This is a genomic window from Vibrio sp. R-1 (assembly GCF_035615595.1).
GTDB classification, from domain to species: Bacteria; Pseudomonadota; Gammaproteobacteria; order Enterobacterales; family Vibrionaceae; genus Vibrio; species Vibrio cholerae.
The window spans coordinates 70,237-95,362 of record NZ_WPDC01000003.1 but is presented as its reverse complement, the minus strand read 5'-3'; the positions used below and the strand labels follow the sequence as shown (position 1 = coordinate 95,362).

The following is a 25,126-nucleotide window of genomic DNA, read 5'->3' as shown; positions in this document are numbered from 1 at the left end:
GCTTAGGCCAGCCCTTTGGCTTTTCTGGGCTCAAGGGGTAAACTTGAGCCACTTTTCTCAACTCTCTGTGGTTTATGGACGATCTCTATCTCCACTTTGTGCAGCAATTAGCTCGCTATCCTTTTCGCAAAATCCTTCTCGCACTGAGCGGCGGCGTGGATTCGCAAGTTCTGCTTGCCCTTCTGGCGCGTGGACGCGATGAGTTTGGTTGGGATGTGTCCGCGGTTCATGTTCATCATGGATTGAGCCCGAATGCCGATCAGTGGGCGCAGCATTGCCAACGCTGTTGCCGTGAAGTCGGCATGGCCTGTCAAATCGAATATGTACAGTTGGATGTGGCAAGTGGTGAAAGTATTGAGAAATTGGCGCGAGAGGCGCGTTATCGAGTCCTTGCTCCGCATGTGAATGCGCAGACACTGTTGTTACTTGGGCAGCATGCTGACGATCAACTGGAAACTTTTTTACTCGCATTAAAGCGCGGCAGTGGCCCAAAAGGGCTGGCCGCAATGGCTGCTTATGCCCCGTTTGCCGAGGGGCATTTGCTCCGCCCTCTATTAACCGTCTCACGTCAACACATTGAAGCCTATGCCAAGCAGCACAAACTCACTTGGGTTATCGATGAAAGTAATGCAGATATCCGCTACGAGCGCAATTTTCTACGCCATCAGGTGACACCTGTACTTACCGAGCGCTGGCCGAGCATTCGCCAAGCGGTGCAGCGCAGTGCTGAGCTGTGTGCAGAACAAGAAGCGCTGCTGCAAGAGTTTTTAGCTGGAGCATTAAAAAAGGCGATCACTGCTGAGGGCGGATTGTCGATCGCCGTTCTGGCTGAGGGCAGTGAGGGAATGCGTCGACAACTGATCCGAGCTTGGTTTGCGCACCATAGGCTACCGATGCCCAGTCGTCAGCACACGGAGCGTATTTGGTGTGAGGTGGCGCTGGCGAGTGAGGACGCCAATCCAAAATTAAAGTTGAACCATATTGAGGTGCGCCGTTTTCAGCACTGTCTGTACCTCGTGCCACCAGAAAGAGATCTTTCAGGCTGGCGCAGTGCATTAGTGCCTGAACAATGTTTGCCGCTGCCGCAAGGTCTAGGTCATCTTCAGTTGACCAGCAAGGCAGGTGGAAACATCAAGCTGCCCGATGACCCCAGCCAATTATGGGTTAGCTTTGAGCCGCAAGGGCTAGAGGCTTGTCCTGTTGGGCGGGTGGGGTCGCGCAAACTCAAAAAACTGTTTCAAGAATATGGAGTGCCGAGTTGGCTGCGGCGGCAAACCCCTATCCTCATGTACCAAAATAGAGTGGTCTGTGTCGCGGATTTATTCGTAGATCGTGATTGGAGTGGGCAAGATTGTGAGTTGGTTTGGTTCAAATCTCATGATTCTGTGCCAAAATAAATTCATAACCACACATAATCTATAGGGATAATTACATGGGGAAAGCAATGAACAAAATGGTTATAGCCCTCGCTTTGGGGGGCTGCGTTATGTCTGGTGCCGCTTTGGCGGGGGATGTGGCTGCAGGGCAAGCGAAAGCCGCGGTTTGCGCAGCGTGTCACGGCATGGATGGGATTGCCGTTATTCCCGGCTACCCAAATCTTAAAGGGCAGAGTGAGCAATACTTGATTAGCTCCGTTAAAGCTTACAAAAATAAAGAGCGCACAGGTGGCTTGGCTGCAGTGATGCAAGCGCAAGCCATGATGCTCAGTGATGAAGATATTGCTAATCTGGCTGCTTATTACGCCAGCTTGAAGTGATCATTATCCGCTTCGTACTTAAAGCGGCAGCGGTGTTGGCTAGGTTCGTTCATCTCTATCACATAGTGTGCCTATGCTCATGGAGATGAACCCACTTACTGCCTACCTGCAGTGCCAAGTCGTTCGGGAATAACTTCTATTATGCTTCGTTTGGCACCTATCAATGAATACGTGCCCACACCTAAGGTCCGCGAGTGTTATCTGCGGACTTTTTGCTTTTTCAGCCTTCACTCTTTTTATCTGTGCATTGTTGTGGCACAGCATACAAATCTCACATTCATTTCACTTTTGATTGCAACCAATTCCAATGATTTATGCTCTCAATGCATGGGAATGATCCCGATCGTCATTATGAACTGTCGTAGAGGAGTGGCCATGAGATTTGAACGAAATGATTTAAGTGGATTTTTAGGGAAGAGTTTTATCTATAACTATGATCAGGGTTGGCGTTATGAGCTGTATGTGAAAAATGCGACCACCATAGATTATCGAGTCCATTCTGGGATTGTTGGTGGGCGATGGGTGAAAGATCAAACCGTGCATATCTCGCGAGTTGGGGCGGCCATTTATCGGGTTTCTTGGGCTGAGCCAACTGGAACCAGCGTCGCTCTCACCTTAAACTTAGAGGATTATGTCGTGCATGGTGCCATTTACTTTCCTCGCTGGATTGTTGATGAGCCTGAAAAAATTGCTTGCTATCAAAATGACCATCTCCCTCTTATGGAAGCGTACCGTGATGCCGGGCCTATCTATCCAACCCATGTGATCGATAGCTTTGCGACCTTGATTTATATGCGTGATTGCGGACTCAATAATGAACAAGTGATTAACTGCCCACCCAGTGAGCTTGCTGAGGATTATCCTTTCTGTTTAGCCGATAAAAACTTACTGCCAGCCTAAGTGTGGTCATGGTGTAAGCTGATGAAGATGGCTTTGGGAGCACGGAAAAGTCTATAGTGGCTTGAGTAACAAAAGGAAAAATTACTCAAGCACTTTGGTTGATTGTTGGTTATGGCTGACAGATAATGCCGAGCACTGAGAGTCGTTTAAGGGATGAACATGAAAAAAATCGAAGCCATCATCAAGCCGTTTAAACTCGACGATGTCCGCGAGGCGTTGGCCGAAGTTGGCATCACAGGTATGACAGTGTCTGAAGTCAAAGGATTTGGCCGTCAGAAAGGACACACTGAACTGTACCGCGGTGCTGAGTATATGGTCGATTTCCTGCCTAAAGTGAAGCTAGAAATTGTGGTCACCGATGATGTGGCGGATCGCTGTGTCGACACCATCATTGAAACGGCTCAAACCGGTAAGATTGGCGATGGTAAAATCTTCATCACCAACGTTGAGCGTGTGGTACGTATTCGTACCGGTGAAGAGGATGAAGATGCAATTTAAGCATCCGTCCCCCCTATGATTACTTAATAATAAGGAGCTAAGGCTCCTTATTTTGTTTGAGGGTAACTGAATGAAAAAACGTTACTGGATGGCTCCATTGTTGATAGCGGCGGCGGGACTGGCCGCTTTCTGGTCTATCTTCACGATTCCGACTCAACCTGAATTAGTCACTATAGGACGCAATCAGCAAGGTGAACCGCTGTTGTGTTACCAACATCCGCAGTCTGAAGTTTTGGATCTTGATGGAGAGCTCAATCTGCTCGTTTGGAATATCTATAAACAAAATCGTGCCAATTGGTCAACGCAGCTCTCCGAATTGAGTCGTGGTCAGCAATTACTCTTGCTGCAAGAGGCTAATATGACGCCTGCGTTTAAAGAGTGGATTCATCTATTAGGGTGGGATGGCACCCAAGCTCGAGCTTTTGAAGCGTTTGGAGAGGCGGCTGGAGTGATTAATCTCGCTAAAGTGATGCCAACCATGGCTTGTGCTTATACTCAGCTTGAACCGTGGTTGAGGCTGCCTAAATCGGCGATCTACGCACGTTATCGTTTAAGTGATGGGCAAGAGTTAGCCGTAGTCAATCTGCACGCAGTCAACTTCACTTATGGCACCCAAGAGTATCAACAGCAGTTGACCGCACTACTGGATGAGCTACGTGATTTTACTGGTCCTGTGATTGTGGCGGGCGATTTTAACAGTTGGAGCGAGGCGCGTATGGCGCTGCTAAGTACTCAGCTTGCCTCTGTAGGATTACAAGAAGTGCGCTTTTCGCCAGATAACCGCACGACGTTTATCAATGGCTTGCCATTAGATCATGTCTTCTATCGTGGATTACAGCTTGAAAAAGCAGAAGCGCCCATATCGGACGCTTCTGATCATAATCCTCTGTTGGTTCGCTTTCGCTTAACTCAACTAGCCTATTCAGCGCAGTGTTATGCGCTGAATTTGGTCACATCCACATACAGTTTCAGTTGCTGACCCGCCTTGAGATATTGAGTGCTGTTTAAATCATTCCACTTAACGATGTCAGCAGTTTTCACTTTAAACTTATTGGCAATACCACTCAGTGTATCGCCAGAGCGCACTTTGTAAGTTACCGTGCGGATCACGCCACTCGTTGGTTTACTGTCTTTCCAGATCACCAATTTCTGACCTTTACGCAGCGCATCTTTCGGTGCCATGCCATTCCATTTCGCCAGAGATTGGTAAGGCACGTTATACTGCTTGGCGATGGTCCAGAGGCTTTCCCCTGAGTTGACGGTGTGCGTCAACTGATACTGTCCACGTGGCACGGATTGGGTCTTGGCTAAGCGATTACTCACGCTCAGCGCATACGCTTTCTCATCTTTCACCGAGGTTGGTACGAACAGATAGCTACCCACACGAATTTGGTTGCTGGCAATCTGGTTGGCTTCTTTGATCACTTTAGCCGTGGTGTTGTACTTATCGGCAATGGTGCTGAGAGTATCACCCGATTTCACCTTATAGCGAACCACCTTAATCCCTTTGCCGCGGTTCTCTTCCATGGCTAGATTAAAACGTTCAACTTTTTCAACGGGGATCAGCAGTTGATGTGGGCCATTTGGAGCCGTTGCCCATTGGTTATAGGCTGGGTTAAAGCTTTGCAGCTCTTTAACCGTTAGACCTGCATATCGAGCGGCAATCGCAAGATCCAACTGCTCTTTCGGGTCAACGGTGGCTAACACTGGGCGGTTTTCGATTGCCGGGATGGAGATACCGTATTTTTCCTGATTGGCAATCACATCGGCTAGTGCTATCAGTTTAGGGACATAACCGCTGGTCTCTTTAGGCAGATCCAGCGAGAAGAAATCGATAGGTTTACCCGCTTTTTTATTGGCTTTAATGGCGCGGGCGACGCGCCCTTCACCACTGTTGTAAGCGGCGATAGCGTGATACCAGTCACCATCGAAGTGTTGGTTCAAGACAGTAAGATAATCCAGCGCAGCATCTGTGGCGGCGGCGACATCTCGTCGGCCGTCATACCAGAAATTTTGTTTGAGACCATAACGCTTGCCAGTAGACGAAATAAACTGCCATAAGCCTGCAGCACTGCCGTGGGAATAGGCAAAAGGATCGAACGAGCTTTCGACAATAGGCAATAGCACCAATTCTAGCGGCAGGCCGCGTTGCTCGACTTTTTCAGTGATCAGATAGAGGAAAGGTTCAGCACGACTGGCAATCGCTTGTAAGTGACCTGGGTTTTTGAGAAACCATTCGCGTTGTGCATCAACACTTGGGTCTTTGGGGATGCCGAGCTTGAACTGCATAGCAATGCGTTGCCATACATCGTCTTGTTCTTGTGGTGTCAGCGCGACGCGCTCTTCTTCTACACTCTCCGTTTCGCCAGCAGGCAGAGTTGCAGTAGTTTGCGGCTTACGCTTTTTTTTCACGGTAGCAGATTGAGTGGGCGGGTTTACCGCTTGGTCATCTGATGTGGTCGTATCCACAGGTTGGGGGGATTGACAGCCAACGAGCAGCAACGCCAATACCCAACTGAATTTAACTCGCATGTAACACAGCCCTTATTCTTCATGGCTGCTGATAATACTTGCCACTTTGTCTTGGTGACAAGCGACAAAAGTCAAAATTCATTCTTCCATTCACGTAATGCAGTAAATATTGTGAGCGGATCCAGCGTTGACACTTGGCTAGCCACTGAGCGAATCACACTCGGCTCTTGCGTGCGTAAAAAAGGATTGACCCATTTTTCACGCCCCAATGTGGTGGGGAGCGTTGGCTGATTTTGCGCGCGTAAACGACTCACTTCATCACGATAAATATGCAGTTGTTCGTTTTCGGGCTCTACCGCTAATGCAAAAGCCACATTGGCGGCAGTGTATTCGTGTGCGCAGTAAACTTGAGTCTCTTCAGGCAGGCTGAGCAACTTATTCAAGGAAGAAAACATCTGCTCCATCGTGCCTTCAAATACTCGCCCGCAGCCTGCAGAAAACAGCACATCGCCGCAAAACAGCTTGCCATCGCCAACGTAACCGATATGCCCTAAGGTGTGTCCCGGCAGACCGAGAACCATAAAACGTTCATCAAACAGTTCGATTTGGTCGCCATCTTCCACCGGATGAGTGAGAGTAGGGATGGGCTCTTGTGCTGGACCTACCACATGGATTTCGGGGAACTGATGCACAAGCTCAGCAACGCCGCCAATATGGTCGTGATGGTGATGGGTGATCAGCACTGCTTTTAAGTTTAAGTCATGCTGTTTAAGGTAAGCGAGGACAGGCTCAGCACTGCCCGGATCGACCACAGCACAGTCGCGATCGCGATTTTGAATCAGCCAGATGTAATTGTCGTCAAATGCGGGTATGCTTTTGATCTGTAACATGAGTTGTCTCCGGTTACCTTGATGAAGCGGGTGAGCAATGAAACCAGCACGCAGTGATAAAGCGCTTGAAAATCCACACTCATGGGCACAACTGAAAAATGGCCAATGGGTGAGTGAATCTATTCAGACCCGTTTAGATGAATGGTGCCCAAAACTTTTTGGTTACCATATGTTAAAGCTCGGCGGTCTGAGCTGTGAGCTTGCCAGTTGTACCTGCAATATTCAACACCAAGTACACCTCGATATTGAAAATCCGTTGCATACGGTGATTGCCGATAAATATGAGCTGCCGTTTTTGGAGAAGAGTATTGATGTGGCGATTTTGGCGCATCAACTCGATTATAGTAACGATCCTCACCGTTTATTACGGGAAGTGGATCGAGTCTTGATTGATGATGGTTATCTGATCATCACCGGTTTTAACCCAATCAGTTTTATTGGCTTAGCCAGCCTGATGCCTTGGCGCAAAAACAACTTACCTTGGAGTGGGCGAATGTTTACCCCGAATCGGATTAAAGATTGGCTAAGCGTACTCAATTACCAAGTGGTTGCTTGCGATCAGTACGCCTTGTTTCCGATGCAAAAATACCGACCTTTCTGGACTTGGTTGGAAAACGGCCTCGGTGGCTCAAATTCGCCCTTTGGTAGCCTGTACTTTATTGTTGCGCGCAAACGTACTTGCCCACTCAAGCCGATTCGTTCTAAATGGCGTTTGAAGCGAAGATTATCGCCGATTGGGGTCAACTATCGAGTTAATAGTAAGTCGTAGCCGTGACGCTCTTTTGAACACTCATTTTGAGTCTCTGTGGTTCAAAATGAGTGACGCTTTGCTGATTGAGCTTCTGTTATTGGGGTTCTGGTTGATAGCCGATATCGTCTTCAGTGGGATTTTCTGCCGCTTGGCGGGCAAGTTCATCACACATTTCGTTTTCACGGTGTCCCGCGTGGCCTTTAACCCAGCGCCATTCGACTTGGTGGCGAGCGGTTTCTTTGTCAAGGGCTTGCCATAAGTCGGCATTTTTTACGGGTTTTTTGTCGGCAGTTTTCCAACCACGCAGCTTCCAGTTGTGGATCCACTGGGTGATCCCTTGGCGAACATACTGACTATCGGTCGTCAGGATCACGCGACAGGGTTCTTTAAGTGCCTGCAGAGCCATGACGGCGGCCAGCATTTCCATTCGGTTGTTGGTGGTGAGGCGATAACCGCGAGCAAGAGTCTTCTCGACTTGCTTATAACGCATCACGACGCCATAACCGCCGGGACCTGGGTTGCCGAGGCAAGAACCATCCGTGAAAATTTCCACCTGTTTGTTCATGATTTGATACTATTGGGTCACGCAAAGAATTGGCATAGTCTGACATAGATATCCTGATGAATACTAGCAACAATGCAGAATACCAACGCATCGTGGTGCTCGATACCGAAACCACGGGTATGAACCGCGAAGGCGGCCCCCATTATGAGGGGCATCGAATTATTGAGATCGGTGCAGTTGAAATTATCAACCGTAAACTCACCGGACGGCATTTTCACGTCTACTTAAAACCGGATCGTGATATTCAATCAGAGGCGATTGAAGTTCACGGTATTACCGATGAGTTTCTAAAAGATAAGCCCGAGTACAAAGATGTCCATGAGGAGTTTTTAGACTTCATCAAAGGGGCCGAGCTGGTTGCCCACAATGCACCGTTTGACGTCGGCTTTATGGATTACGAGTTTGCTAAACTCGGTGGTGCGATCGGTAAAACCAGCGATTTTTGCAAAGTGACCGATACCTTGGCGATGGCCAAGCGGATTTTCCCCGGTAAACGTAATAACTTGGATATCTTGTGTGAGCGTTACGGCATTGATAACTCACACCGAACCCTGCACGGCGCTTTGCTCGATGCGGAGATTCTAGCCGACGTTTATCTATTGATGACCGGTGGGCAGACTTCACTGCAATTTTCATCGGCCACGCAAAATAGTGGGGAATTGAGCGCAGAATCGTTAAAACGTGCTCGTTCAGAGCGAAAAGCGTTAAAGGTTTTAGCGGCTAGCGCCGATGAACTACAAGCACATCAAGATCGTTTGGACATAGTGGCCAAAAGTGGCACTTGCCTATGGCGTAGTTAGGAGAGGTTATGTTGAGGATTCTCGCGGCGATAGTGGGATGTTTGATCAGTTTGAGTAGTCTAGCGGCACAACAATCTAGCATGTCGCTGCTCGATAACCGTTTTCGCGTTGATCCGACCATAACCCAAATCACCTTTGTGATTTACCGCGAAAAAGATTCTCAACCAGTCGTGTTAGTTCGCCCTGATGGCAGTAAGTATTATCAGTGGCGTAATCCTGAAAATGTGCGCTGGTATCAAGAATCCTCGATGGACATCATCTCGATTGAGAATCCTATGCCGGGGCCTTGGCAGGCAATCGGTAAAGTCACACCGAAAAACAACATCAAACTTATCTCCAATCTACAACTCACGACCGACGTCTTTCCGAGCCGAGTGTTTCAAGGGGAAGAATTTAAATTTACCGCACGCTTAACGTCGGACGGTAAACCTTTGCTATTGCGCGATTTTTTAGATCGAGTCAACCTCAAAGTGACCTTCACCAAGTTTGTTGAAAATGAAGATTCTCTCGCTAAGGAAGCACGACCCATTCCCGAAGTGCTCGGAGAATTTGCCGATGATGGTACTTTGCTTGATGAAAAGCCCGGCGATGGCGTGTTCACTGTGGCTTTAAAAATGGCGATTGAACCGGGCAAATACCGTGTACGAATTACCTCAGGAAATGGCGTTTTTCTGCGTGCGCAAGAGCAAGAGGTGTTAGTTTACCCAACGCCGATTTCGACCACTTTCATTCAATCGCGCTTAACGGGCGCACCGCATCAGGTGCTGTTTACGGGGGAGCAGGGGATGATTGAGCCCGGTTCATTAGTGGCTCATATTCGTCATCGCCACCCTTATCAAGATGATTACATCGCGCAGGCGCAATCTGGCAAAGAATCCTTGACCGCTAAGTTGACTATTCCCTATGACGGTCAGTTTGGTAACTACTCTTGGGATGGAAAAGTGTGGGCGACCGAACTTGCTTCACAACGTGAACTCTATTTCCCGATTGGCGATCAAACCTACAGTGTGGTCGATGAACTTAATATTGCCGAAGTGCGTCGAATTCAGGAAGAAGAGGAAGCTTTACGCCTGAAACAAGAGCAAGAGCTGCTGATCATTCAGATGCGCGAAGAGCAGCGTAGCCGTAACATGATGTACATCATAATGGGTAATATCGTGGTACTGATCTTGGCATTAGCCGTTTGGTTTGTACTGCGTAAGATCAAAATGAAAAAAGCTGCTGTACCGGAAATGCAGCTAAATATGCCGCCTAAGAAGGGTAAGTAAAGGCGTTGAATTTGCCTTTGACCCTTTGACCCTTTGACCCTTTGAGGTTTGTTGTTCAAGCGGATTTGAATGAAGGCTCACTTGAGTTTATGAAACATAAGAAAAGGGAGACGTTGTCTCCCTTTTGGCTATTGAAGTGGTGAATACTGCTCAATGTGGAACTTAAGCCACTTCAGCTTTACGTTGAGTGCGCTTTTTTGCGGCCAGCTCTTGTGGGGCAAAGTCATCGACATTGATGGTGTAGAGACGATGCGCTTCCGCTTCGCTCAGCAGTGCCGCTTCCTGAATGGTCAGCACTTTGGCTTCTAAGCCCAGCTTGGCGACTTCATCCAACCCCATAAATGGGCGGCGTTGACCAAGCGCTTTGCATGCTTTTTCAAACAGCGGCTCAGCTTGTAAAATCACATTCAATGCTTGTTCTATCTTACCCGCAGGATTGTTATCACTCGGTGTTAAGTATTGGTGACGACCAATTCTTGAACGTGTTTCACTCGGGGTTTGCAAGATCTGCGCGAGCTTGCTATCGAGCTTGTCACTTGGCGCTTTACGCACACGGCCGAAAGGCATCATGAGTACACGTAATGCGCGGCCAATAATCCGATTTGGGAAGTTAGCCAAGAACTCATCAATGGCGATTTCAGTTTGGCGCAAACTATCTTGTAAGCCCCAATGGACCAGTGGTAAATCTTCGGCTGGACGGCTATCGTTTTCAAAACGTTTTAAGGTCGCTGAGCTTAAGTAAAGCTGGCTCAGAATATCCCCTAAACGGGCAGAGAGACGCTCTCTACGTTTGAGTGAACCGCCCAATACTGCCATGGAGATATCCGCAAGCAGGGCCAAGTTAGCACTGTAACGATTAAGCTGTTGGTAGTAGCGCTTGGTCGCATCACGGGTTGGGGCTTGTGAACCATAACCATCAGTCAAACCAAGCCATAGACTGCGCACTAAGTTGCTGAGCACAAAGCCAACGTGTCCTGCTAGGGCACTATCAAATTTCTCTACCGCATCAGAATGTTGGCTATAAGCCGCTTCCATTTCTCTGAGTACATAAGGATGGCAGCGAATCGCACCTTGACCAAAGATGATCATCGAGCGGGTAAGAATGTTCGCGCCTTCTACGGTAACGGCAATTGGAGCACCTTGATACCCGCGAGCGAGGAAGTTAGCGGGGCCTAAACAGATGCCTTTACCGCCGACAATGTCCATCGCATCAATAATTGAGCGTTGTCCGCGGTGAGTACAGTGATATTTAACGATCGCAGAAATTACCGAAGGCTTTTCACCGAGATCGATACCCGCGACAGTCAGGTTACTTGCCGCATCCATCACATAAGCGTTACCGGCTAGGCGCGCTAATGGCTCTTCAATCCCTTCCATCTGACCGATAGGTTGTTTGAACTGGCGGCGAATACGCGCATAAGCGCCTGTAGCGAGTGCCGCAGTTTTAATGCCGCCAGTTGAGTTGGAAGGCAGGGTAATACCGCGTCCCACCGAAAGACATTCCACCAACATGCGCCAGCCTTGGCCTGCCATTTTGGGACCACCGATGATGAAATCCAGCGGCACAAACAGATCTTTGGCACGGGTTGGACCGTTTTGGAAAGGCACGTTGAGTGGGAAGTGGCGATTGCCGATCTCCACGCCTTTAAGATGCGTTGGGATCAAGGCACAGGTAATGCCGAGCTCTTCTTTATCACCGAGCAGTCCTTCAGGGTCGCGCAGTTTAAAGGCAAGCCCCAGCACAGTCGCCACCGGTGCGAGAGTGATGTAGCGCTTGTTCCACGTCAGGCGCATACCTAGAACTTCTTTGCCTTCCCATTGTCCTTTACAAACTACACCGAAATCAGGGATAGAACCTGCGTCTGAACCGGCTTCTGGGCTGGTTAAAGCAAAACAGGGGATCTCTTTGCCTTCCGCTAAGCGAGGTAAGTAATAGTTTTTCTGCTCTTCGGTACCGTAATGTTGCAGCAGCTCACCGGGGCCTAAAGAGTTAGGTACGCCTACGGTTGAGGAGAGAACACCAGAAACACCGGTCAGTTTTTGCAGCACCAAAGATTGTGCATAAGCTGAAAATTCTAAGCCGCCATACTGTTTTTTGATGATCATGGCGAAGAATTTCTTCTCTTTGAGGAAAGTCCACACTTCTGGCGGTAAATCTGCCAGTTCATGGGTGACTTGGTAGTCGCTAACCATGGCACACACTTCATTGACTGGGCCATCCAGGAAGGCTTGTTCTTCAGCAGACAGCTTCGGAGCTTGGATATTGTGCAGCTTTTTCCAGTCCGGCTTGCCTTTAAACAGTTCGGCTTCCCACCACACTGTACCGGCCTCAAGGGCTTCTTTCTCGGTCTGTGACATCGCGGGCAGTACTTTTTTAAACACTGCTAATGCTTTACCACTGATCAACGATTGGCGAACGGATGGCAGACAGAGCACGACGACGGCCGCCAAATAGAGCGCCCAACCGAAAAAGCCAACAGGCCCAAACAGTGAAAGCGCTAGCATGGTGAAAGTCAGTGCTGCTAATGAGGTAAATAGGGATGTTCTTTGATACAGGCATGCGCCGAGTATCAAGAGCATGATTAAGGTAGAGAGCAAGATTTCCATACTGTTTTATCCTTTTTCAGACTCGCGTTTTCTATCAGTAGATACGAAAATCGCGACTCTAAGTTTAGTGGTCTAACCAGTTAAAGTGTAACCAAAATATTAATGAAATGTAAAACGGCATTTTGTCCGAAAGTGATCACGCTAGAGTAATCTCTCTACTCTTGCCGCTTCTTGAATGCCTGGATTTGCTAACGAGGAGTAAATCTTGCTTTTTGACTATCGACAGCTTCGCTTGTTTGGGTAAACTCAGGTGGATACTGAATTGAAGTGCCAAGCGCGCGGGTTCGGATAACTAATAATCAATAGAGAGATGCCTCATGTACCAGGATTTAATTAGAAGTGAACTGACCGAAGCGGCAGACGTTTTGCAGAAATTTTTGAGTGATGACCACAACATTGCACAAATTGAAGCGGCGGCTAAGCTGATTGCTGATTCGTTCAAGCAAGGTGGGAAAGTGCTTTCTTGCGGTAATGGTGGTTCGCATTGTGATGCCATGCACTTTGCTGAAGAGTTGACTGGGCGTTACCGTGAAAACCGCCCTGGTTATCCTGGTATTGCGATTTCTGATCCAAGCCATCTGTCTTGTGTGAGTAACGATTTTGGCTATGACTATGTTTTCTCTCGTTATGTGGAAGCGGTCGGAGCGAAAGGCGATGTTCTGTTTGGTCTGTCTACCTCTGGTAATTCAGGTAATATCCTAAAAGCCATTGAGGCGGCGAAAGCAAAAGGCATGAAAACCATCGCGTTAACCGGCAAAGATGGCGGCAAAATGGCGGGTTTGGCCGATGTTGAAATTCGTGTGCCACATTTTGGTTACGCGGATCGTATCCAAGAAGTGCACATTAAGATCATCCACATCATCATTCAGTTGATTGAAAAGGAAATGGCGTAACCCTACGCTCAAGAGCCCGGTATTGACCGGGCTACTGGTTTAAGTAAGGAGTGGTTTAAACCATGTGTGAATTGCTCGGCATGAGCGCCAATGTACCAACCGATATCTGTTTTAGTTTCACTGGCTTGATGCAACGTGGCGGGAAAACGGGTCCGCATCGTGATGGGTGGGGAATCGCGTTTTACGAAGGCAAAGGCTTTCGTACCTTCAAAGATCCCAATCCTAGCAGTCAGTCCAAAATTGCCGAGTTAGTTCAGCAGTATCCGATCAAAAGTCGTGCGGTGATCAGCCACATTCGTCAGGCCAATCGCGGTGGGGTGAATCTGGAAAACACTCATCCGTTTACCCGCGAGTTGTGGGGGCAGTACTGGACGTTTGCCCACAATGGGCAATTGACGGGATATCAAAATCTAGTCACTGGACGCCATCGACCAGTCGGTGAAACGGATAGCGAACTGGCGTTCTGTTGGTTGCTGAATCAAATGGAGCTGCGTTACCCCGAAGGGCCACAAGATTGGCCTGAGATGCTGCGCTATGTTGCGCAGTGTTGCGATGAGCTTAGAGCTCTCGGTGTCTTTAATATGCTGCTGTCTAATGGCGAATATGTGATGGCGTATTGCACTAATCATTTGTATTGGATTACTCGCCGAGCCCCATTTGGCCGTGCAGCACTGCTCGATGAAGATGTCGAGATCAATTTCCAAGAAGAAACCACGCCGAATGATGTGGTGTCAGTGATTGCGACTCAACCGTTAACCGGTAATGAAACTTGGCAGCGTATGAAGCCGGGGCAATTCGCATTTTTCCATTTTGGAGAGCGGATAGAAGACAATGCACATGTGTTGATGGATGTGGATTTTGCGCCGAATCGACCCGGATGTCAGGCACCAAGCCAACTTCTCGACTAAGCGATATACCTTTCCTACTTGAAGCTGCAGCGGTGTTGGCTATGTTCGTTCACCCCAATCACATAGTTTATGTTGTCTGGGAATAAAGAGTGGTACAAAAAGAAAGGGTTGAATGATTTCAACCCTTTTTCGATTGGAGATTATTCGGCCGCGTAACCGTGTATGCCGAGCGCTTCGCCATCTAAATAAGCTTTGCCGTCTTTCATTGCTAAACGCTCTTCGACAAACCATTTCACGACAAGCGGGTAGATGCGATGCTCTTGATCCTGCACGCGAGCCGTGAGCTCTTCGACCGTGTCATCTTCAAAAATCGGTACTTTGGCTTGCAGAATGACTGGACCGCCATCGAGCTGCTCAGTGACAAAATGCACGCTGGTACCATGCTCTTCATCGCCCGCGTGGATAGCTCGTTGATAAGTGTTCAGTCCCGGATACTTTGGCAATAACGAAGGGTGGATATTGATCATTCGCCCCAGATAGTGGCGAACAAATTCGCTACTGAGAATGCGCATGTAACCGGCCAGCACCACTAAGTCAGGAGCAAATTTATCCATTTGCTCCATCAATGCCGCGTCAAAAGCATCACGAGTTTCGTAAGCTTTGGGATCAATAAAACAGGCGGCTGCGCCAGCCTGTTTGGCACGTTCTAAACCGTAAGCTGTTGCTTTATTGGAAAACACAGCCGTCACTTTGCCATCTTGAATACTGGTTGCACAAGCATCAATGATCGCCTGTAGGTTGGTTCCGTTTCCCGAAATTAAAACAACAATACTCTTCATGCTTAGTTGATCTCTACCTGTGCTTCGTTGCTATTGGCGGCTGCGATTTCGCCGATGACCCATGCGGTTTCGCCTTCTGCTTGCAGTAGCGCAACGGCCGCATTGGCTTGATCTTTTGGCAGTGCAATGATCAAACCGACACCACAGTTGAAGGTGCGGTACATTTCATGAGTGGTCACGTTACCTTTTTCCTGTAGCCATTGGAAAATCACTGGCCATTCCCAGCTCTTACCATCGATCACGGCTTTAGTACCTTCTGGCAATACGCGTGGAATGTTTTCCCAGAAGCCGCCGCCAGTGATGTGTGAAATCGCATGAATGTCATGTTCAGCAATCAGCTTTAAGCCAGATTTGATATAAATCTTGGTCGGTGCGAGTAAGTGCTCGCCAATGGTTTTGCCTGCTAACCGCTCATTCTTATCGGCTTTAGAGACTTCTAAAATCTTACGTACCAGCGAGTAACCGTTGGAGTGTGGGCCGCTTGAGCCAACCGCAATCAGCGCATCACCCACTTGTACCTTACTGCCGTCGATGATCTCTTCTTTTTCGACGACACCGACACAAAAACCTGCCACGTCGTAGTCTTCACCTTCGTACATGCCTGGCATTTCCGCGGTTTCGCCGCCAATCAGCGCGCAGCCCGCTTGCAAACAGCCATCGGCAATACCGGAAATGACTTCAGCAGCCGTATCCACATCCAGTTTGCCTGTCGCGTAATAATCGAGGAAAAACAGCGGCTCAGCGCCTTGAACAATCAGATCATTGACGCACATCGCCACCAGATCGATACCTATGGTGTCGTGTTTTTTCATATCCAGAGCGAGACGCAGTTTGGTACCTACGCCGTCAGTGCCAGAGACTAAAACAGGGTGCTTGTATTTGGTTGGCAGTTCACACAGTGCGCCAAAACCACCTAGGCCACCCATAACTTCAGGGCGACGGGTGCGCTTCACTGCGCCTTTAATTCGTTCAACGAGTGCATTACCTGCATCAATATCGACACCTGCATCTTTGTAGCTGAGAGATGGATTATTACCGCTCACGGGGAAGTTCCTCGGTCTAGTTGGATATGAAAACGGCGCTATTCTACAGGGCTTAAAACAAAAAGGAAAACGTTTGCGTAAGATTTTTATCCGGTTTTACAGTCGGAAATATCCACAAAATGAGTGTATAATCCGCAGGTTTAAATTAATGAAGCCGGAGTTGGACATGAAAATTGTTGAAGTTAAGCACCCTCTTGTAAAACACAAACTTGGCCTGATGCGTGAAGGCGATATCAGCACTAAGCGTTTTCGTGAGCTTGCAACTGAAGTGGCGAGTCTACTGACTTATGAAGCGACTTCTGACTTTGAAACCGAAAAAGTCACGATCGAAGGCTGGAATGGTCCTGTGCAAGTGGATCAAATTAAAGGTAAGAAAGTGACGGTTGTGCCTATCTTGCGTGCAGGTCTTGGCATGATGGATGGTGTACTTGAGCATATCCCAAGTGCGCGTATCAGCGTGGTCGGGATTTACCGTGATGAAGAAACTCTTGAACCGGTTCCTTACTTCAATAAGTTAGCCACTAATATTGAAGAGCGTATTGCCATGGTGGTTGACCCAATGCTGGCAACTGGCGGCTCGATGATTGCGACAATTGACTTGTTGAAAGAGAAAGGCTGTAACCAGATTAAAGTGCTGGTGTTGGTGGCCGCTCCGGAAGGGATTGCCGCTTTAGAAAAAGCGCACCCAGATGTTGAGCTTTACACGGCGGCGATTGATGAGAAGCTGAACGACAAAGGCTACATCGTACCGGGTCTTGGTGATGCCGGTGATAAGATTTTTGGTACTAAGTAATTTTGAATGAGGAAGCACATGGCTTCCTCATTATCTTTCACCGTTCATAGCTCATAGCTCATAGCCCATAGCCCATAGCCCATAGCCCATACCCCACAGCCAACAGCGACACTCCCTGTCTATTTTTGCGATCTATTCCTACTTTTATTGCAATGCATTGCCAAAAAGTCGCGGATAAATGAATAGCCCTCACAGCACTGATGCATCTATCAGTTCTTCCTAACGCATCACCGAGAGTTAATGGCAACATAGCCAGTACTCGGTATGGTATATGGATTACGTTTCACTCATTACACCCGCTTATTAGAACAAAGGATGCGCTTCTGTTTTCCACTGATGGAGCAGAAGATTGAAGTAAGCAGTACTAGCAGGATGCTCATTATGACGCGAAAGAAATTTAGTTGGATTCTTGTCACCCTGATTATTTTGGGTTTTTTTGTGACGAGCTTAGTCAGCTATAAAGTGGCTCATGACACGCTTGAAGAGCAAATCAATAAAGATTCACTACCATTGACCAGCGATAATATTTATTCGGAAATTCAGCAGGATTTGATCCGGCCGATCTTCATCTCATCATTAATGGCTCAAGACACGTTTGTGCGCGAGTGGACTTTGGCGGGAGAGCAAGACCCAGAAAGGATCATCCGTTATTTGCGTGAAATTCAGCGTCAATATCAAACGATCTCCAGTTTCTATATCTCGGATCGCACCGGTCACTACTACCACTACACAGGCATACTCAAACAAGTATCGGAATCGAATCCGAATGATGCTTGGTTTTATCGCGTTAAAAACTCCGCGCCAGATAAGAATTTTGAAGTCAATATCGACATAGATACCGCGAATAGCCAGCAAACCGTGGTGTTTGTGAATTACAAAGTGTTTGATTTTGAAAATCGTTTTCTCGGTGTGATTGGGGTTGGGCTGAGCTCTGATGCGGTTTCCGCATTAGTCGAGAAATATCAAAAACGGTATAACCGCCACATCTATTTCATCAATGAATTGGGAGAGGTGACCTTACACGGATCTCACCATCCGGGGTTTGATCAGATTCAGCAGCGTGAAGGGCTCAAAACCTTAGCCACTCAAATCCTGACCTCTCCGAGTGTGGGTGCTAGCTATTATGCGGACGGACAGAAAGTCTACCTCAATAGCCGTTGGGTCGATGAGTTTCAGTGGTACATCATTGTGGAGCAGAAAGATGAGTTTAATCACGACATCTGGTTTAAAGCGACATTAGGCAATTTAGCCATCAGTGCTTTTGTGGCGTTGGGAGTGCTTGGTTTAGCGCAAATGAGTTTTCGAGGCTATCAAAAACGGCTGGAAGATATGGCAGTGCGCGATAAATTGACCGGAGCATACAACCGACAAGTTTTTGAAGAGCTCGTCGATGACGCTATTTCTTTGGCCAATAAAGAGAGTCACCCTTTAAGTCTGGCTGTGATCGATCTTGACCATTTCAAACAGGTGAATGACAACTATGGGCATCCCGCGGGGGATCTGGTTTTACAACGGGTGGTTGCACTGTGTCAGCGTCATATTGCTCAGGTAGGAACTTTGTGTCGGTGGGGCGGTGAAGAATTTGTGGTTTTGCTGCCGCATATGACGCAGCAAGAAGCCTATCAGCGTATGGAGAGTATCCGCGCTGAGATTGCTATGCACGCGAGCCAACCACAAGTTACCGTCAGCATTGGTGTGGTGCAATACCAGCAGAATGAGAGTTTGTTACATCTATTCAATCGCGCGGATCAAGCTATGTATACCGCGAAAAGCGAAGGGCGTAATAAGGTCGTTGGTTTGTGATGGATAAGCAAGGTGGGGAAGCCAAGACTTCCCCCATTTTTGCATTAAAGCTCCCCCTAGCTAGGCTAGGGGGTTAAGCTTGGAGATAAAACGAAATTTATTTCGATTTTCTGAGGCTTAAAGTGCCACCGGTGCGCGGTGTTGGCTTTGAGCCTGAGGCTGTATTGGATGATGGGCTAGACGGACGACGCTGCGCTTTTTTCGAATTTGGCGCATGGCGAAACTCTTGTGCATTTTTACCATGGTAGGTTTTGGGGTTACGGCGCGCTTTGGATTCTTTGTTGGCTTCACGGCTATCAAACAGCTTGGCATCGGTCGCACGTTTAATCGTGTCACCACTTTGCGCGACTCGTGAGGCTTCTTCTGTACCGCTGGAGTCTTCACACATAGCCAGAATCTCGCTCACTTCCGCTTCGCTTAAATAACGCCATTTACCGTTTGGAATGCCATCTAGCGTGATGTTCATGATCCGCACGCGGCGCAGTTTAAACACTTCATATCCCAAGGCTTCACACATGCGACGAATCTGGCGGTTCAGTCCTTGAGTCAGCACAATACGAAATGAATATTGCGTCTCTTGAGTCACTTTGCAGGGCAGAGTTACCGTATCGAGGATGTTTACCCCAGAAGACATTTGACGGATAAATTCAGGCGTAATGGGTTTATCGACTCGAACCACGTACTCTTTTTCGTGGTTATTTCCCGCACGCAGGATCTTATTCACAATATCGCCATCATTGGTCAGAAAAATCAGGCCATCAGACGGCTTATCTAAACGGCCTATTGGGAAAATACGTTTGTGGTGACCAATGAAATCAACGATATTTCCCGGAACATCACGTTCCGTCGTACAAGTAATGCCAGTGGGTTTGTTTAAAGCAATATAAATTGGACGCTCTTTGCTACGCAGAGGCTTACCGTCAATACAAACTTCATCTTGCTCGGTGACTTTGCTTCCCACTTCTGGCTGTAAGCCATTGAGAGTCACTCGCCCTTGCTCAATCAGCTTGTCGGCTTCACGGCGTGAGCAATAGCCCGTCTCACTGATGAATTTATTGAGGCGTTTTTCAGTCGGTTGGGACATACAATCTCCTAACGTTTCACAACGGATGGTGCACAAAATCCGCGCATTCTAACAGCTTTACCTACTTAGCCAAGCCGTTTCTGGTGACGCTCACGGTTTTCGGCTTTTTTCTCGGCACTCTTACGAAGTAAGACATAAACCGCGCCGGTGCCGCCATGTAAACGTTGAGCAGAATGAGCACACTGCACTTCGCTGATTTGAGTCAGCCAATGGCTGACAAAACTTTTCATCAGTGCTGGTGGGTTAGAGCGCTCGCCACGGCCATGCACAATCAGTAGGGTGCGAATATCCATCGCCATACATTGGCGAATAAATTGGATCACTTCACTGCGTGCTTCTTTGAGCGTTTTTCGATGTAAGTCTAAGCGTGCTTGAATAGGGTACTTACCCAATCTGAGCTTGCGATATACGCCATCTTGAACGCCATCCCGCTTAAATTCGAGCATATCATCTGGCTTAAGCATGGGGGCATGATCGATGGATAGCGCCTCGGGGTCATGGTCTGCCAAGCTTACTGCCGCTTCTCGCTTAGCCAGTTGAGCTTCGGTGACTTGGTGGGCTTTTTTGAGTTCAACCGTATCATGGGTGATGGTTTTGACATCGCCCATCATTTGTTGAAACAGTTCTAAATCCTCTTGCGACATAACGGCACATCAAAGTTATTTCACATGGTGCTGATTATATACTTCTCATTTAGCAAGTTGCACGGAGTTGTGCGTGGAAGGGGAGTGATGTTGAAGATAAATGCACAATAAAAAACCGGAGCAGACACGCAGTCGGCTCCGGTGCATAGCGTTTTTCTATCTTTCAATAGAGGCTAGCGATCTAGTGAGGAGATTTGTCCGTCATCACTTTGTAGATGAAGAAACCGCCATAGAACAGCATAAGACCTAAAGCGCCCAAGATGACTATCATTGAAGAGAGTCCAACTGCATTACCAAAAAGAAGATCGAGCCAGAAGTCCATGTTTCCTCCAAAGTGTTGAAGACGAGTTAACGTTAAATTCTGGCTATATTTTCAGCACTGATCTGGATCAATTGTGTTGCATAGGTTGCTTATATGTTTCTAATGTTGAGTTATGAGTCACATTTTTTACGTGCTTTGCTGCTGTTTTGACCGAACGAGAGAAACTCAACAGAAAGTCTGGCTTCAGGGCTTGCGCTTCAAGAAAGAACGAGTAACATACGCAGCGTTCCGGTGAATAGCGCAGTTTGGTAGCGCATCTGGTTTGGGACCAGAGGGTCGGGGGTTCGAATCCCTCTTCACCGACCATATTTAAGGCCTCAGCATTTATGCTGGGGCCTTTTTGCTTTGTTGCGTTGGCGTATCGGCTTGGTTATTTACAAAAATGAGCAGCTTGCCGTTTGGCTTTGGTTAAGCTGCTGGATGCTAAAGCCTTTTTGCTCAAGAATACTGAGCAAGCTCTGCTTGCCAATCAAATGCAAAGTGCCGACGACCACCAGATAAGGTTTGCCTTGTTGTGGTAAGAATTGAGGGTGAGTGAGCTTCTCTGCCCAATCCTGATTACGCTCGGTGAGCATTTGGGCTTCCAATTCAGCAGACATACCGGTGAGTGTGAGCATTTGTAGCAAATTCTTCTCATCTCCTTTTTTCCAGCTTTCAATCATGCACTCGGTGAGTTGGGTATTGTTTTCCCATTCATCGATCAAACTCACCAGTAATTCCTGCCCTGAGTTGGGTAAGTGCGCTAACAGATCCACTTGAAATTGTAAGGTTTCTAGACTGAGTATAGGCAGTTGATGCTGCTCAGCTTGTTGCATGAAATAAAGGTCGATGCCTCGATCGGCTTGATACCCCATCTCTAAAAATTGGCGCATTTGCAGGATAAGGCTGGCTGACCATGGGGGTAGTTGGCGGATCTGCTGGGCATCCAACCTCAGTTGCTGCGCAATCCCATCCAATACAAACAGTTGTTCATCGCTTAAAACCTGCTCACTACTCACCGTCGTTGCAGGCAAAGTGATGTTGGATTGGTGACGGATATCCGTCTCTACGACTAAGCCTGCGCTTTGTTTTAGCTTTTGTGCGAGTTGGTCAGGCAATGGATAAAGCTGATCGCTGCCCACATGCAGAGAGCCTAAGAGGATGAGTTGTGTCGAACCTTTGGTTGCCGACCAGTACAAGGGTTCTGCGTGAAGAGGTTGGATAAATAGCCATAAAAGACAGCAAGCGAATCGTTTGAGCATGGAATGCGTGAACTCCTTTAGGTTCGGCAAAAACGTTACTTTAGCAGTGAATTAACGGATTTGACGGAGCTTGAATCATGATAAAGCTCACATCTTGTTGATTTGTTCGAGCCAACTCACGATTTGTTGCCGCAATCTTATGTGATGTCGATCGGCTTTCTTTGCGTAACGCGGATTGCTAAGTGTGATCTGGATTGGAAGAAATCTCGTCAAAAATGAAGTGTCGATTTTGACGTTGCTCCTATATTTTTGAAATTTAAGACTTTTATCTTGGTGTCAATTTGTAAAGTTTGAACATGATCACTTGGCTAAAGGATTAATTTTGCGCTTAGAAAAAAGTGCCGCTAAATATCCCTGAATTTTAGGTAAAGCCATTGGCTGATGTCGTTGTGAGATTGGGTGCAGGCAGAGCATCCCTCATCGTTAACTAATTTAGGGTCATTATTATGCTGAAGAAGAGTCTTATCTCGATCGCGGTATTCACTTCATTAAGTGGCTGCGCACTCAACACTACGTCACCACAAGAGGTGGTAGACACATTAGCGAATAACTTGGATGTGCAATACCAAGTGGTCAACAATCACGGCGCGGATACTGGTTTGGCTTGTCAAACTCTAGAAGCTGAGTGGGCTTCTTGTAACCAAGTGAATATGACCTTGGTTAACCGTGGTGGGGCGGTCAATTCAAAAGATTGGGCTATTTACTTCCACAGTATTCGCTTGATCCTCGATGTGGGTAATGACCAGTTCAAAATTACTCGCGTTACCGGCGACCTACATAAACTGGAACCTACCGATAAGTTTGATGGTTTTGCCGCAGGTGAAACGGTGACTTTGCCGCTGATTGGTGAATACTGGACGCTGTTTGAAACGGACTTTATGCCACGCGCTTTTGTCACCGCACCGGATGCCGAGCCAAAAGTCATTGCGGCTTTAAATACTGAGGACGTGGCAAGCTTTGTCAGCGGACTGGAGGGTGAAAACCTTAAGCGCACTCCGAGTGACAACAATGTATTCGCTCAAGCGCTGTCTCGCTTTGAAAAGAACAGTGATGTTGCGCTGCAAGATGTGACACACGCACTCATCCCAACGCCACTGCAAGTGAAATCGCATAGCGGATCAGTCTCTATCGCGAAAGGTATCGCGCTGCCAAGCAAAGCGTTTGACGGTGAGCAAATGCAAGCGCTGAATGAGCGTGCACAACTGCTTGGTGTGAACTTAAAAGGCGTAATGCCAGCGCAAGTGGTTATCAACCCTAAATCATTTAAAGGTGAGCTGGCCAAATCTGGCGCTTATCGTTTAGCGATTACGGATAAAGCTGTCAAAGTGACCGCGTTTGACCAAGCAGGCGCGTTCTACGCAATGCAATCGCTACTGGGTTTAGTTGATATGGCAGATGCGTCACAACTACCAAAGATTGAAATCGTCGATGCTCCACGCTTTGATTACCGTGGTGTGATGGTCGATGTAGCGCGTAACTTCCACTCGAAACAAGCGATTCTAGCGACCTTGGATCAAATGGCGGCTTACAAAATGAATAAGCTGCATCTCCATCTGACCGATGACGAAGGTTGGCGTATTGAAATTCCGGGCTTACCTGAGCTGACGGATATCGGCGCTCAACGCTGTTTTGACCCGAGTGAAACAGAATGCGTGTTGCCACAGCTTGGCTCTGGTCCAAACGCCGATAACTTTGGCTCTGGTTATTTCACCAAGCAAGATTATTTAGAGATCCTGCAATACGCGAAAGCACGTCATATCGAAGTGATCCCTGAGATTGATATGCCAGCGCACGCTCGTGCGGCCGTGGTTTCAATGGAGGCGCGTTACCAACGTTTAATGCAAGAGGGCAATGAGGCGGCGGCCAATGAGTTCCGTTTGCTGGATCCGCAAGATACCTCTAACGTCACCACAGTGCAGTTCTATGATCGCATGAGCTTTATCAATCCATGTTTGGACTCTTCCAAACGCTTTGTGGATAAAGTGATCTCTGAGATTGCGGCAATGCATCAAGCGGCGGGTATGCCTCTGACGACATGGCACTTTGGTGGCGATGAAGCGAAAAACATCAAGCTTGGCGCAGGCTTCCAAGATGTGAATACCCAAGAGCCAGTAAGTTGGAAAGGCAACTTGGACCTGAGCAAGCAAGATAAGCCATTTGCGCGTTCGCCGCAGTGCCAAAACTTGATTGCAACAGGTGCGGTGAGTGATTTCGGCCATTTACCAAGCTACTTTGCTGAGCAAGTGTCTAAGTTGGTTGCCGAGAAAGGGATTCCTAACTTCCAAGCATGGCAAGATGGCTTGAAATACAGCGAAGGCGAAAAAGCGTTCGCAACCGAAAACACACGTGTGAACTTCTGGGATGTACTGTACTGGGGCGGCTCTGCTTCTGCGTACGAATGGGCTGAGAAAGGCTACGATGTGATCATCTCTAACCCTGACTACGTGTACATGGATATGCCTTACGAAGCTGACCCGAAAGAGCGTGGCTACTACTGGGCTACCCGTGCAACCGACACTCGTAAGATGTTTGGTTTTGCACCGGAAAACTTGCCACAAAATGCTGAAACCTCACTGGATCGTGATGGCAATGGCTTCAGTGGTAAAGGCGAAGTAAAAGGTAAGCCTTTCTATGGTCTGTCTGCGCAGCTGTGGTCTGAAACCGTACGTACTGATGAGCAGTATGAATACATGGTATTCCCTCGCGTGCTCGCCGCTGCTGAGCGCGCATGGCATCGTGCGGATTGGGAAAACACCTATAAAGTTGGCGTCGAATATTCGCAAGAGACTCAGTTAGTTAACCATAAAGCGCTGAACGCAGATTGGAATCGCTTTGCTAACGTATTAGGTCAACGTGAGCTGGCTAAACTTGAGAAAGCAGGTATTGATTACCGCCTCCCAGTTCCGGGAGCCAAGATCGAGAACGGTCATTTGGCCATGAACGTTCAGTTCCCAGGTGTCACTCTGCAATACTCACTGGATGGTCAAACTTGGTTGGATTATGACGCGAAGCAAGCGCCAAAAGTGAGCGGAGAAGTTTGGATTCGCTCTGTGTCTGCCAGCGGTGAGCGCACTAGCCGAGTCACCTCGCTGAAATAATCGAGCACTCA

The 25,126-nt window shown here is 47.9% G+C and carries 23 protein-coding genes and 1 tRNA gene; 14 read left to right on the top strand and 10 right to left on the bottom strand.

Annotation, left to right across the window (positions count from 1 at the left end):
* Positions 1-74: 74 nt before the first annotated feature.
* The 5 genes from tilS to GOU96_RS01385 all read left to right on the top strand — a co-directional run bounded on the left by tilS (position 75) and on the right by GOU96_RS01385 (position 4,133).
* The gene (tilS, locus tag GOU96_RS01405; RefSeq protein ID WP_267782705.1) at positions 75-1,397 is read left to right on the top strand and encodes a tRNA lysidine(34) synthetase TilS; all 1,323 of its coding nucleotides are present in this window, start codon (positions 75-77) and stop codon (positions 1,395-1,397) included.
* A 35-nt stretch (positions 1,398-1,432) separates the two neighbouring features.
* Positions 1,433-1,756, top strand: a complete 324-nt coding sequence (locus GOU96_RS01400; protein ID WP_000513614.1) for a c-type cytochrome — start codon at positions 1,433-1,435, stop codon at positions 1,754-1,756.
* A 375-nt stretch (positions 1,757-2,131) separates the two neighbouring features.
* Entirely contained in the window at positions 2,132-2,656 is a 525-nt protein-coding gene (locus GOU96_RS01395; protein ID WP_001210057.1) for a phenolic acid decarboxylase, read from the top strand.
* A 159-nt stretch (positions 2,657-2,815) separates the two neighbouring features.
* Positions 2,816-3,154, top strand: coding sequence for a nitrogen regulatory protein P-II (gene glnB / locus GOU96_RS01390; protein WP_000717795.1), 339 nt, complete (start codon positions 2,816-2,818; stop codon positions 3,152-3,154).
* A 70-nt stretch (positions 3,155-3,224) separates the two neighbouring features.
* Positions 3,225-4,133: an endonuclease/exonuclease/phosphatase family protein gene (locus tag GOU96_RS01385; protein ID WP_069730957.1), complete on the top strand. Its 909-nt coding sequence runs from the start codon at positions 3,225-3,227 to the stop codon at positions 4,131-4,133.
* Here GOU96_RS01385 and GOU96_RS01380 read toward each other — a convergent pair.
* Together GOU96_RS01380 and gloB are read right to left on the bottom strand one after the other, a co-directional pair.
* The gene (locus GOU96_RS01380) at positions 4,088-5,686 is read right to left on the bottom strand and encodes a LysM peptidoglycan-binding domain-containing protein (RefSeq protein ID WP_001264066.1); all 1,599 of its coding nucleotides are present in this window, start codon (positions 5,684-5,686) and stop codon (positions 4,088-4,090) included. The two genes, GOU96_RS01385 and GOU96_RS01380, sit on opposite strands and share 46 nt — an antisense overlap.
* Positions 5,687-5,757: 71 nt before the next feature.
* Positions 5,758-6,516 carry a hydroxyacylglutathione hydrolase gene (gene gloB, locus GOU96_RS01375; protein WP_069730956.1) on the bottom strand — a complete coding sequence of 253 codons (759 nt, stop codon included), beginning with the start codon at positions 6,514-6,516 and terminating at the stop codon, positions 5,758-5,760.
* Between the two features lie 37 nt (positions 6,517-6,553).
* On the opposite strand from gloB, the gene GOU96_RS01370 reads away from it, so the two are divergent.
* Positions 6,554-7,285, top strand: coding sequence for a class I SAM-dependent methyltransferase (locus GOU96_RS01370; protein ID WP_000801253.1), 732 nt, complete (start codon positions 6,554-6,556; stop codon positions 7,283-7,285).
* A 76-nt stretch (positions 7,286-7,361) separates the two neighbouring features.
* On the opposite strand, the gene rnhA is transcribed toward GOU96_RS01370, so the two are convergent.
* The gene (rnhA, locus tag GOU96_RS01365) at positions 7,362-7,832 is read right to left on the bottom strand and encodes a ribonuclease HI (protein ID WP_001041876.1); all 471 of its coding nucleotides are present in this window, start codon (positions 7,830-7,832) and stop codon (positions 7,362-7,364) included.
* Positions 7,833-7,888: 56 nt separating this feature from the next.
* Here rnhA and dnaQ point away from each other — a divergent pair, with 56 nt between their 5' ends.
* Together dnaQ and GOU96_RS01355 are read left to right on the top strand one after the other, a co-directional pair.
* Complete coding sequence (gene dnaQ, locus GOU96_RS01360; protein WP_033931281.1) at positions 7,889-8,632, top strand: DNA polymerase III subunit epsilon; 744 nt, start codon at positions 7,889-7,891, stop codon at positions 8,630-8,632.
* 8 nt (positions 8,633-8,640) lie between these two features.
* Positions 8,641-9,900 (top strand): TIGR03503 family protein, encoded by a 1,260-nt coding sequence (locus GOU96_RS01355; protein ID WP_000944347.1) that lies wholly within the window; start codon positions 8,641-8,643, stop codon positions 9,898-9,900.
* A 162-nt stretch (positions 9,901-10,062) separates the two neighbouring features.
* On the opposite strand, the gene fadE is transcribed toward GOU96_RS01355, so the two are convergent.
* Entirely contained in the window at positions 10,063-12,507 is a 2,445-nt protein-coding gene (fadE, locus tag GOU96_RS01350; RefSeq protein WP_000404362.1) for an acyl-CoA dehydrogenase FadE, read from the bottom strand.
* A 317-nt stretch (positions 12,508-12,824) separates the two neighbouring features.
* On the opposite strand from fadE, the gene lpcA reads away from it, so the two are divergent.
* Both lpcA and GOU96_RS01340 read left to right on the top strand, forming a co-directional pair.
* Entirely contained in the window at positions 12,825-13,400 is a 576-nt protein-coding gene (gene lpcA, locus GOU96_RS01345; RefSeq protein WP_000284054.1) for a D-sedoheptulose 7-phosphate isomerase, read from the top strand.
* A gap of 62 nt (positions 13,401-13,462) precedes the next feature.
* Entirely contained in the window at positions 13,463-14,308 is an 846-nt protein-coding gene (locus GOU96_RS01340; RefSeq protein WP_258501831.1) for a class II glutamine amidotransferase, read from the top strand.
* A gap of 140 nt (positions 14,309-14,448) precedes the next feature.
* Here the strand turns inward: GOU96_RS01340 and purN are convergent, their stop codons facing one another.
* Together purN and purM are read right to left on the bottom strand one after the other, a co-directional pair.
* The gene (gene purN / locus GOU96_RS01335) at positions 14,449-15,087 is read right to left on the bottom strand and encodes a phosphoribosylglycinamide formyltransferase (protein WP_000836541.1); all 639 of its coding nucleotides are present in this window, start codon (positions 15,085-15,087) and stop codon (positions 14,449-14,451) included.
* Between the two features lie 2 nt (positions 15,088-15,089).
* Complete coding sequence (gene purM / locus GOU96_RS01330; protein ID WP_000016423.1) at positions 15,090-16,130, bottom strand: phosphoribosylformylglycinamidine cyclo-ligase; 1,041 nt, start codon at positions 16,128-16,130, stop codon at positions 15,090-15,092.
* A 166-nt stretch (positions 16,131-16,296) separates the two neighbouring features.
* On the opposite strand from purM, the gene upp reads away from it, so the two are divergent.
* Entirely contained in the window at positions 16,297-16,923 is a 627-nt protein-coding gene (gene upp / locus GOU96_RS01325; RefSeq protein WP_001887652.1) for a uracil phosphoribosyltransferase, read from the top strand.
* 381 nt (positions 16,924-17,304) lie between these two features.
* Positions 17,305-18,726, top strand: coding sequence for a sensor domain-containing diguanylate cyclase (locus GOU96_RS01320; protein WP_162810411.1), 1,422 nt, complete (start codon positions 17,305-17,307; stop codon positions 18,724-18,726).
* 97 nt (positions 18,727-18,823) lie between these two features.
* On the opposite strand, the gene rluF is transcribed toward GOU96_RS01320, so the two are convergent.
* The 3 genes from rluF to GOU96_RS01305 all read right to left on the bottom strand — a co-directional run bounded on the left by rluF (position 18,824) and on the right by GOU96_RS01305 (position 20,776).
* Positions 18,824-19,810, bottom strand: a complete 987-nt coding sequence (rluF, locus tag GOU96_RS01315; protein ID WP_000082232.1) for a 23S rRNA pseudouridine(2604) synthase RluF — start codon at positions 19,808-19,810, stop codon at positions 18,824-18,826.
* Between the two features lie 65 nt (positions 19,811-19,875).
* On the bottom strand, positions 19,876-20,454 hold the full coding sequence (gene smrA / locus GOU96_RS01310) for a DNA endonuclease SmrA (RefSeq protein ID WP_000076435.1): 579 nt from the start codon (positions 20,452-20,454) through the stop codon (positions 19,876-19,878).
* A gap of 181 nt (positions 20,455-20,635) precedes the next feature.
* On the bottom strand, positions 20,636-20,776 hold the full coding sequence (locus GOU96_RS01305) for a DUF3149 domain-containing protein (RefSeq protein ID WP_000348347.1): 141 nt from the start codon (positions 20,774-20,776) through the stop codon (positions 20,636-20,638).
* A 229-nt stretch (positions 20,777-21,005) separates the two neighbouring features.
* Here GOU96_RS01305 and GOU96_RS01300 point away from each other — a divergent pair.
* Positions 21,006-21,082 (top strand) — tRNA-Pro (locus GOU96_RS01300).
* 68 nt (positions 21,083-21,150) lie between these two features.
* Here GOU96_RS01300 and GOU96_RS01295 read toward each other — a convergent pair.
* Positions 21,151-22,017: a TraB/GumN family protein gene (locus tag GOU96_RS01295; RefSeq protein ID WP_162810412.1), complete on the bottom strand. Its 867-nt coding sequence runs from the start codon at positions 22,015-22,017 to the stop codon at positions 21,151-21,153.
* Between the two features lie 446 nt (positions 22,018-22,463).
* On the opposite strand from GOU96_RS01295, the gene GOU96_RS01290 reads away from it, so the two are divergent.
* Positions 22,464-25,115 carry a beta-N-acetylhexosaminidase gene (locus tag GOU96_RS01290; RefSeq protein ID WP_267781317.1) on the top strand — a complete coding sequence of 884 codons (2,652 nt, stop codon included), beginning with the start codon at positions 22,464-22,466 and terminating at the stop codon, positions 25,113-25,115.
* The last annotated feature ends 11 nt before the right edge of the window (positions 25,116-25,126 follow it).

What these genes read in the sequence shown, in the direction of transcription:
- GOU96_RS01380 (WP_001264066.1), bottom strand. Translation starts at nt 5,686, where the DNA reads ATGCGAGTTAAATTCAGTTGGGTATTGGCGTTGCTGCTCGTTGGCTGT.
- GOU96_RS01385 (WP_069730957.1), top strand. Translation starts at nt 3,225, where the DNA reads ATGAAAAAACGTTACTGGATGGCTCCATTGTTGATAGCGGCGGCGGGA.
- GOU96_RS01305 (WP_000348347.1), bottom strand. Translation starts at nt 20,776, where the DNA reads ATGGACTTCTGGCTCGATCTTCTTTTTGGTAATGCAGTTGGACTCTCT.
- dnaQ (WP_033931281.1), top strand. Translation starts at nt 7,889, where the DNA reads ATGAATACTAGCAACAATGCAGAATACCAACGCATCGTGGTGCTCGAT.
- rluF (WP_000082232.1), bottom strand. Translation starts at nt 19,810, where the DNA reads ATGTCCCAACCGACTGAAAAACGCCTCAATAAATTCATCAGTGAGACG.
- GOU96_RS01290 (WP_267781317.1), top strand. Translation starts at nt 22,464, where the DNA reads ATGCTGAAGAAGAGTCTTATCTCGATCGCGGTATTCACTTCATTAAGT.
- GOU96_RS01320 (WP_162810411.1), top strand. Translation starts at nt 17,305, where the DNA reads ATGACGCGAAAGAAATTTAGTTGGATTCTTGTCACCCTGATTATTTTG.
- glnB (WP_000717795.1), top strand. Translation starts at nt 2,816, where the DNA reads ATGAAAAAAATCGAAGCCATCATCAAGCCGTTTAAACTCGACGATGTC.
- smrA (WP_000076435.1), bottom strand. Translation starts at nt 20,454, where the DNA reads ATGTCGCAAGAGGATTTAGAACTGTTTCAACAAATGATGGGCGATGTC.
- upp (WP_001887652.1), top strand. Translation starts at nt 16,297, where the DNA reads ATGAAAATTGTTGAAGTTAAGCACCCTCTTGTAAAACACAAACTTGGC.
- GOU96_RS01340 (WP_258501831.1), top strand. Translation starts at nt 13,463, where the DNA reads ATGTGTGAATTGCTCGGCATGAGCGCCAATGTACCAACCGATATCTGT.
- fadE (WP_000404362.1), bottom strand. Translation starts at nt 12,507, where the DNA reads ATGGAAATCTTGCTCTCTACCTTAATCATGCTCTTGATACTCGGCGCA.
- GOU96_RS01370 (WP_000801253.1), top strand. Translation starts at nt 6,554, where the DNA reads ATGAAACCAGCACGCAGTGATAAAGCGCTTGAAAATCCACACTCATGG.
- lpcA (WP_000284054.1), top strand. Translation starts at nt 12,825, where the DNA reads ATGTACCAGGATTTAATTAGAAGTGAACTGACCGAAGCGGCAGACGTT.
- purN (WP_000836541.1), bottom strand. Translation starts at nt 15,087, where the DNA reads ATGAAGAGTATTGTTGTTTTAATTTCGGGAAACGGAACCAACCTACAG.
- gloB (WP_069730956.1), bottom strand. Translation starts at nt 6,516, where the DNA reads ATGTTACAGATCAAAAGCATACCCGCATTTGACGACAATTACATCTGG.
- GOU96_RS01295 (WP_162810412.1), bottom strand. Translation starts at nt 22,017, where the DNA reads ATGCTCAAACGATTCGCTTGCTGTCTTTTATGGCTATTTATCCAACCT.
- tilS (WP_267782705.1), top strand. Translation starts at nt 75, where the DNA reads ATGGACGATCTCTATCTCCACTTTGTGCAGCAATTAGCTCGCTATCCT.
- GOU96_RS01400 (WP_000513614.1), top strand. Translation starts at nt 1,433, where the DNA reads ATGGGGAAAGCAATGAACAAAATGGTTATAGCCCTCGCTTTGGGGGGC.
- GOU96_RS01395 (WP_001210057.1), top strand. Translation starts at nt 2,132, where the DNA reads ATGAGATTTGAACGAAATGATTTAAGTGGATTTTTAGGGAAGAGTTTT.
- GOU96_RS01355 (WP_000944347.1), top strand. Translation starts at nt 8,641, where the DNA reads ATGTTGAGGATTCTCGCGGCGATAGTGGGATGTTTGATCAGTTTGAGT.
- rnhA (WP_001041876.1), bottom strand. Translation starts at nt 7,832, where the DNA reads ATGAACAAACAGGTGGAAATTTTCACGGATGGTTCTTGCCTCGGCAAC.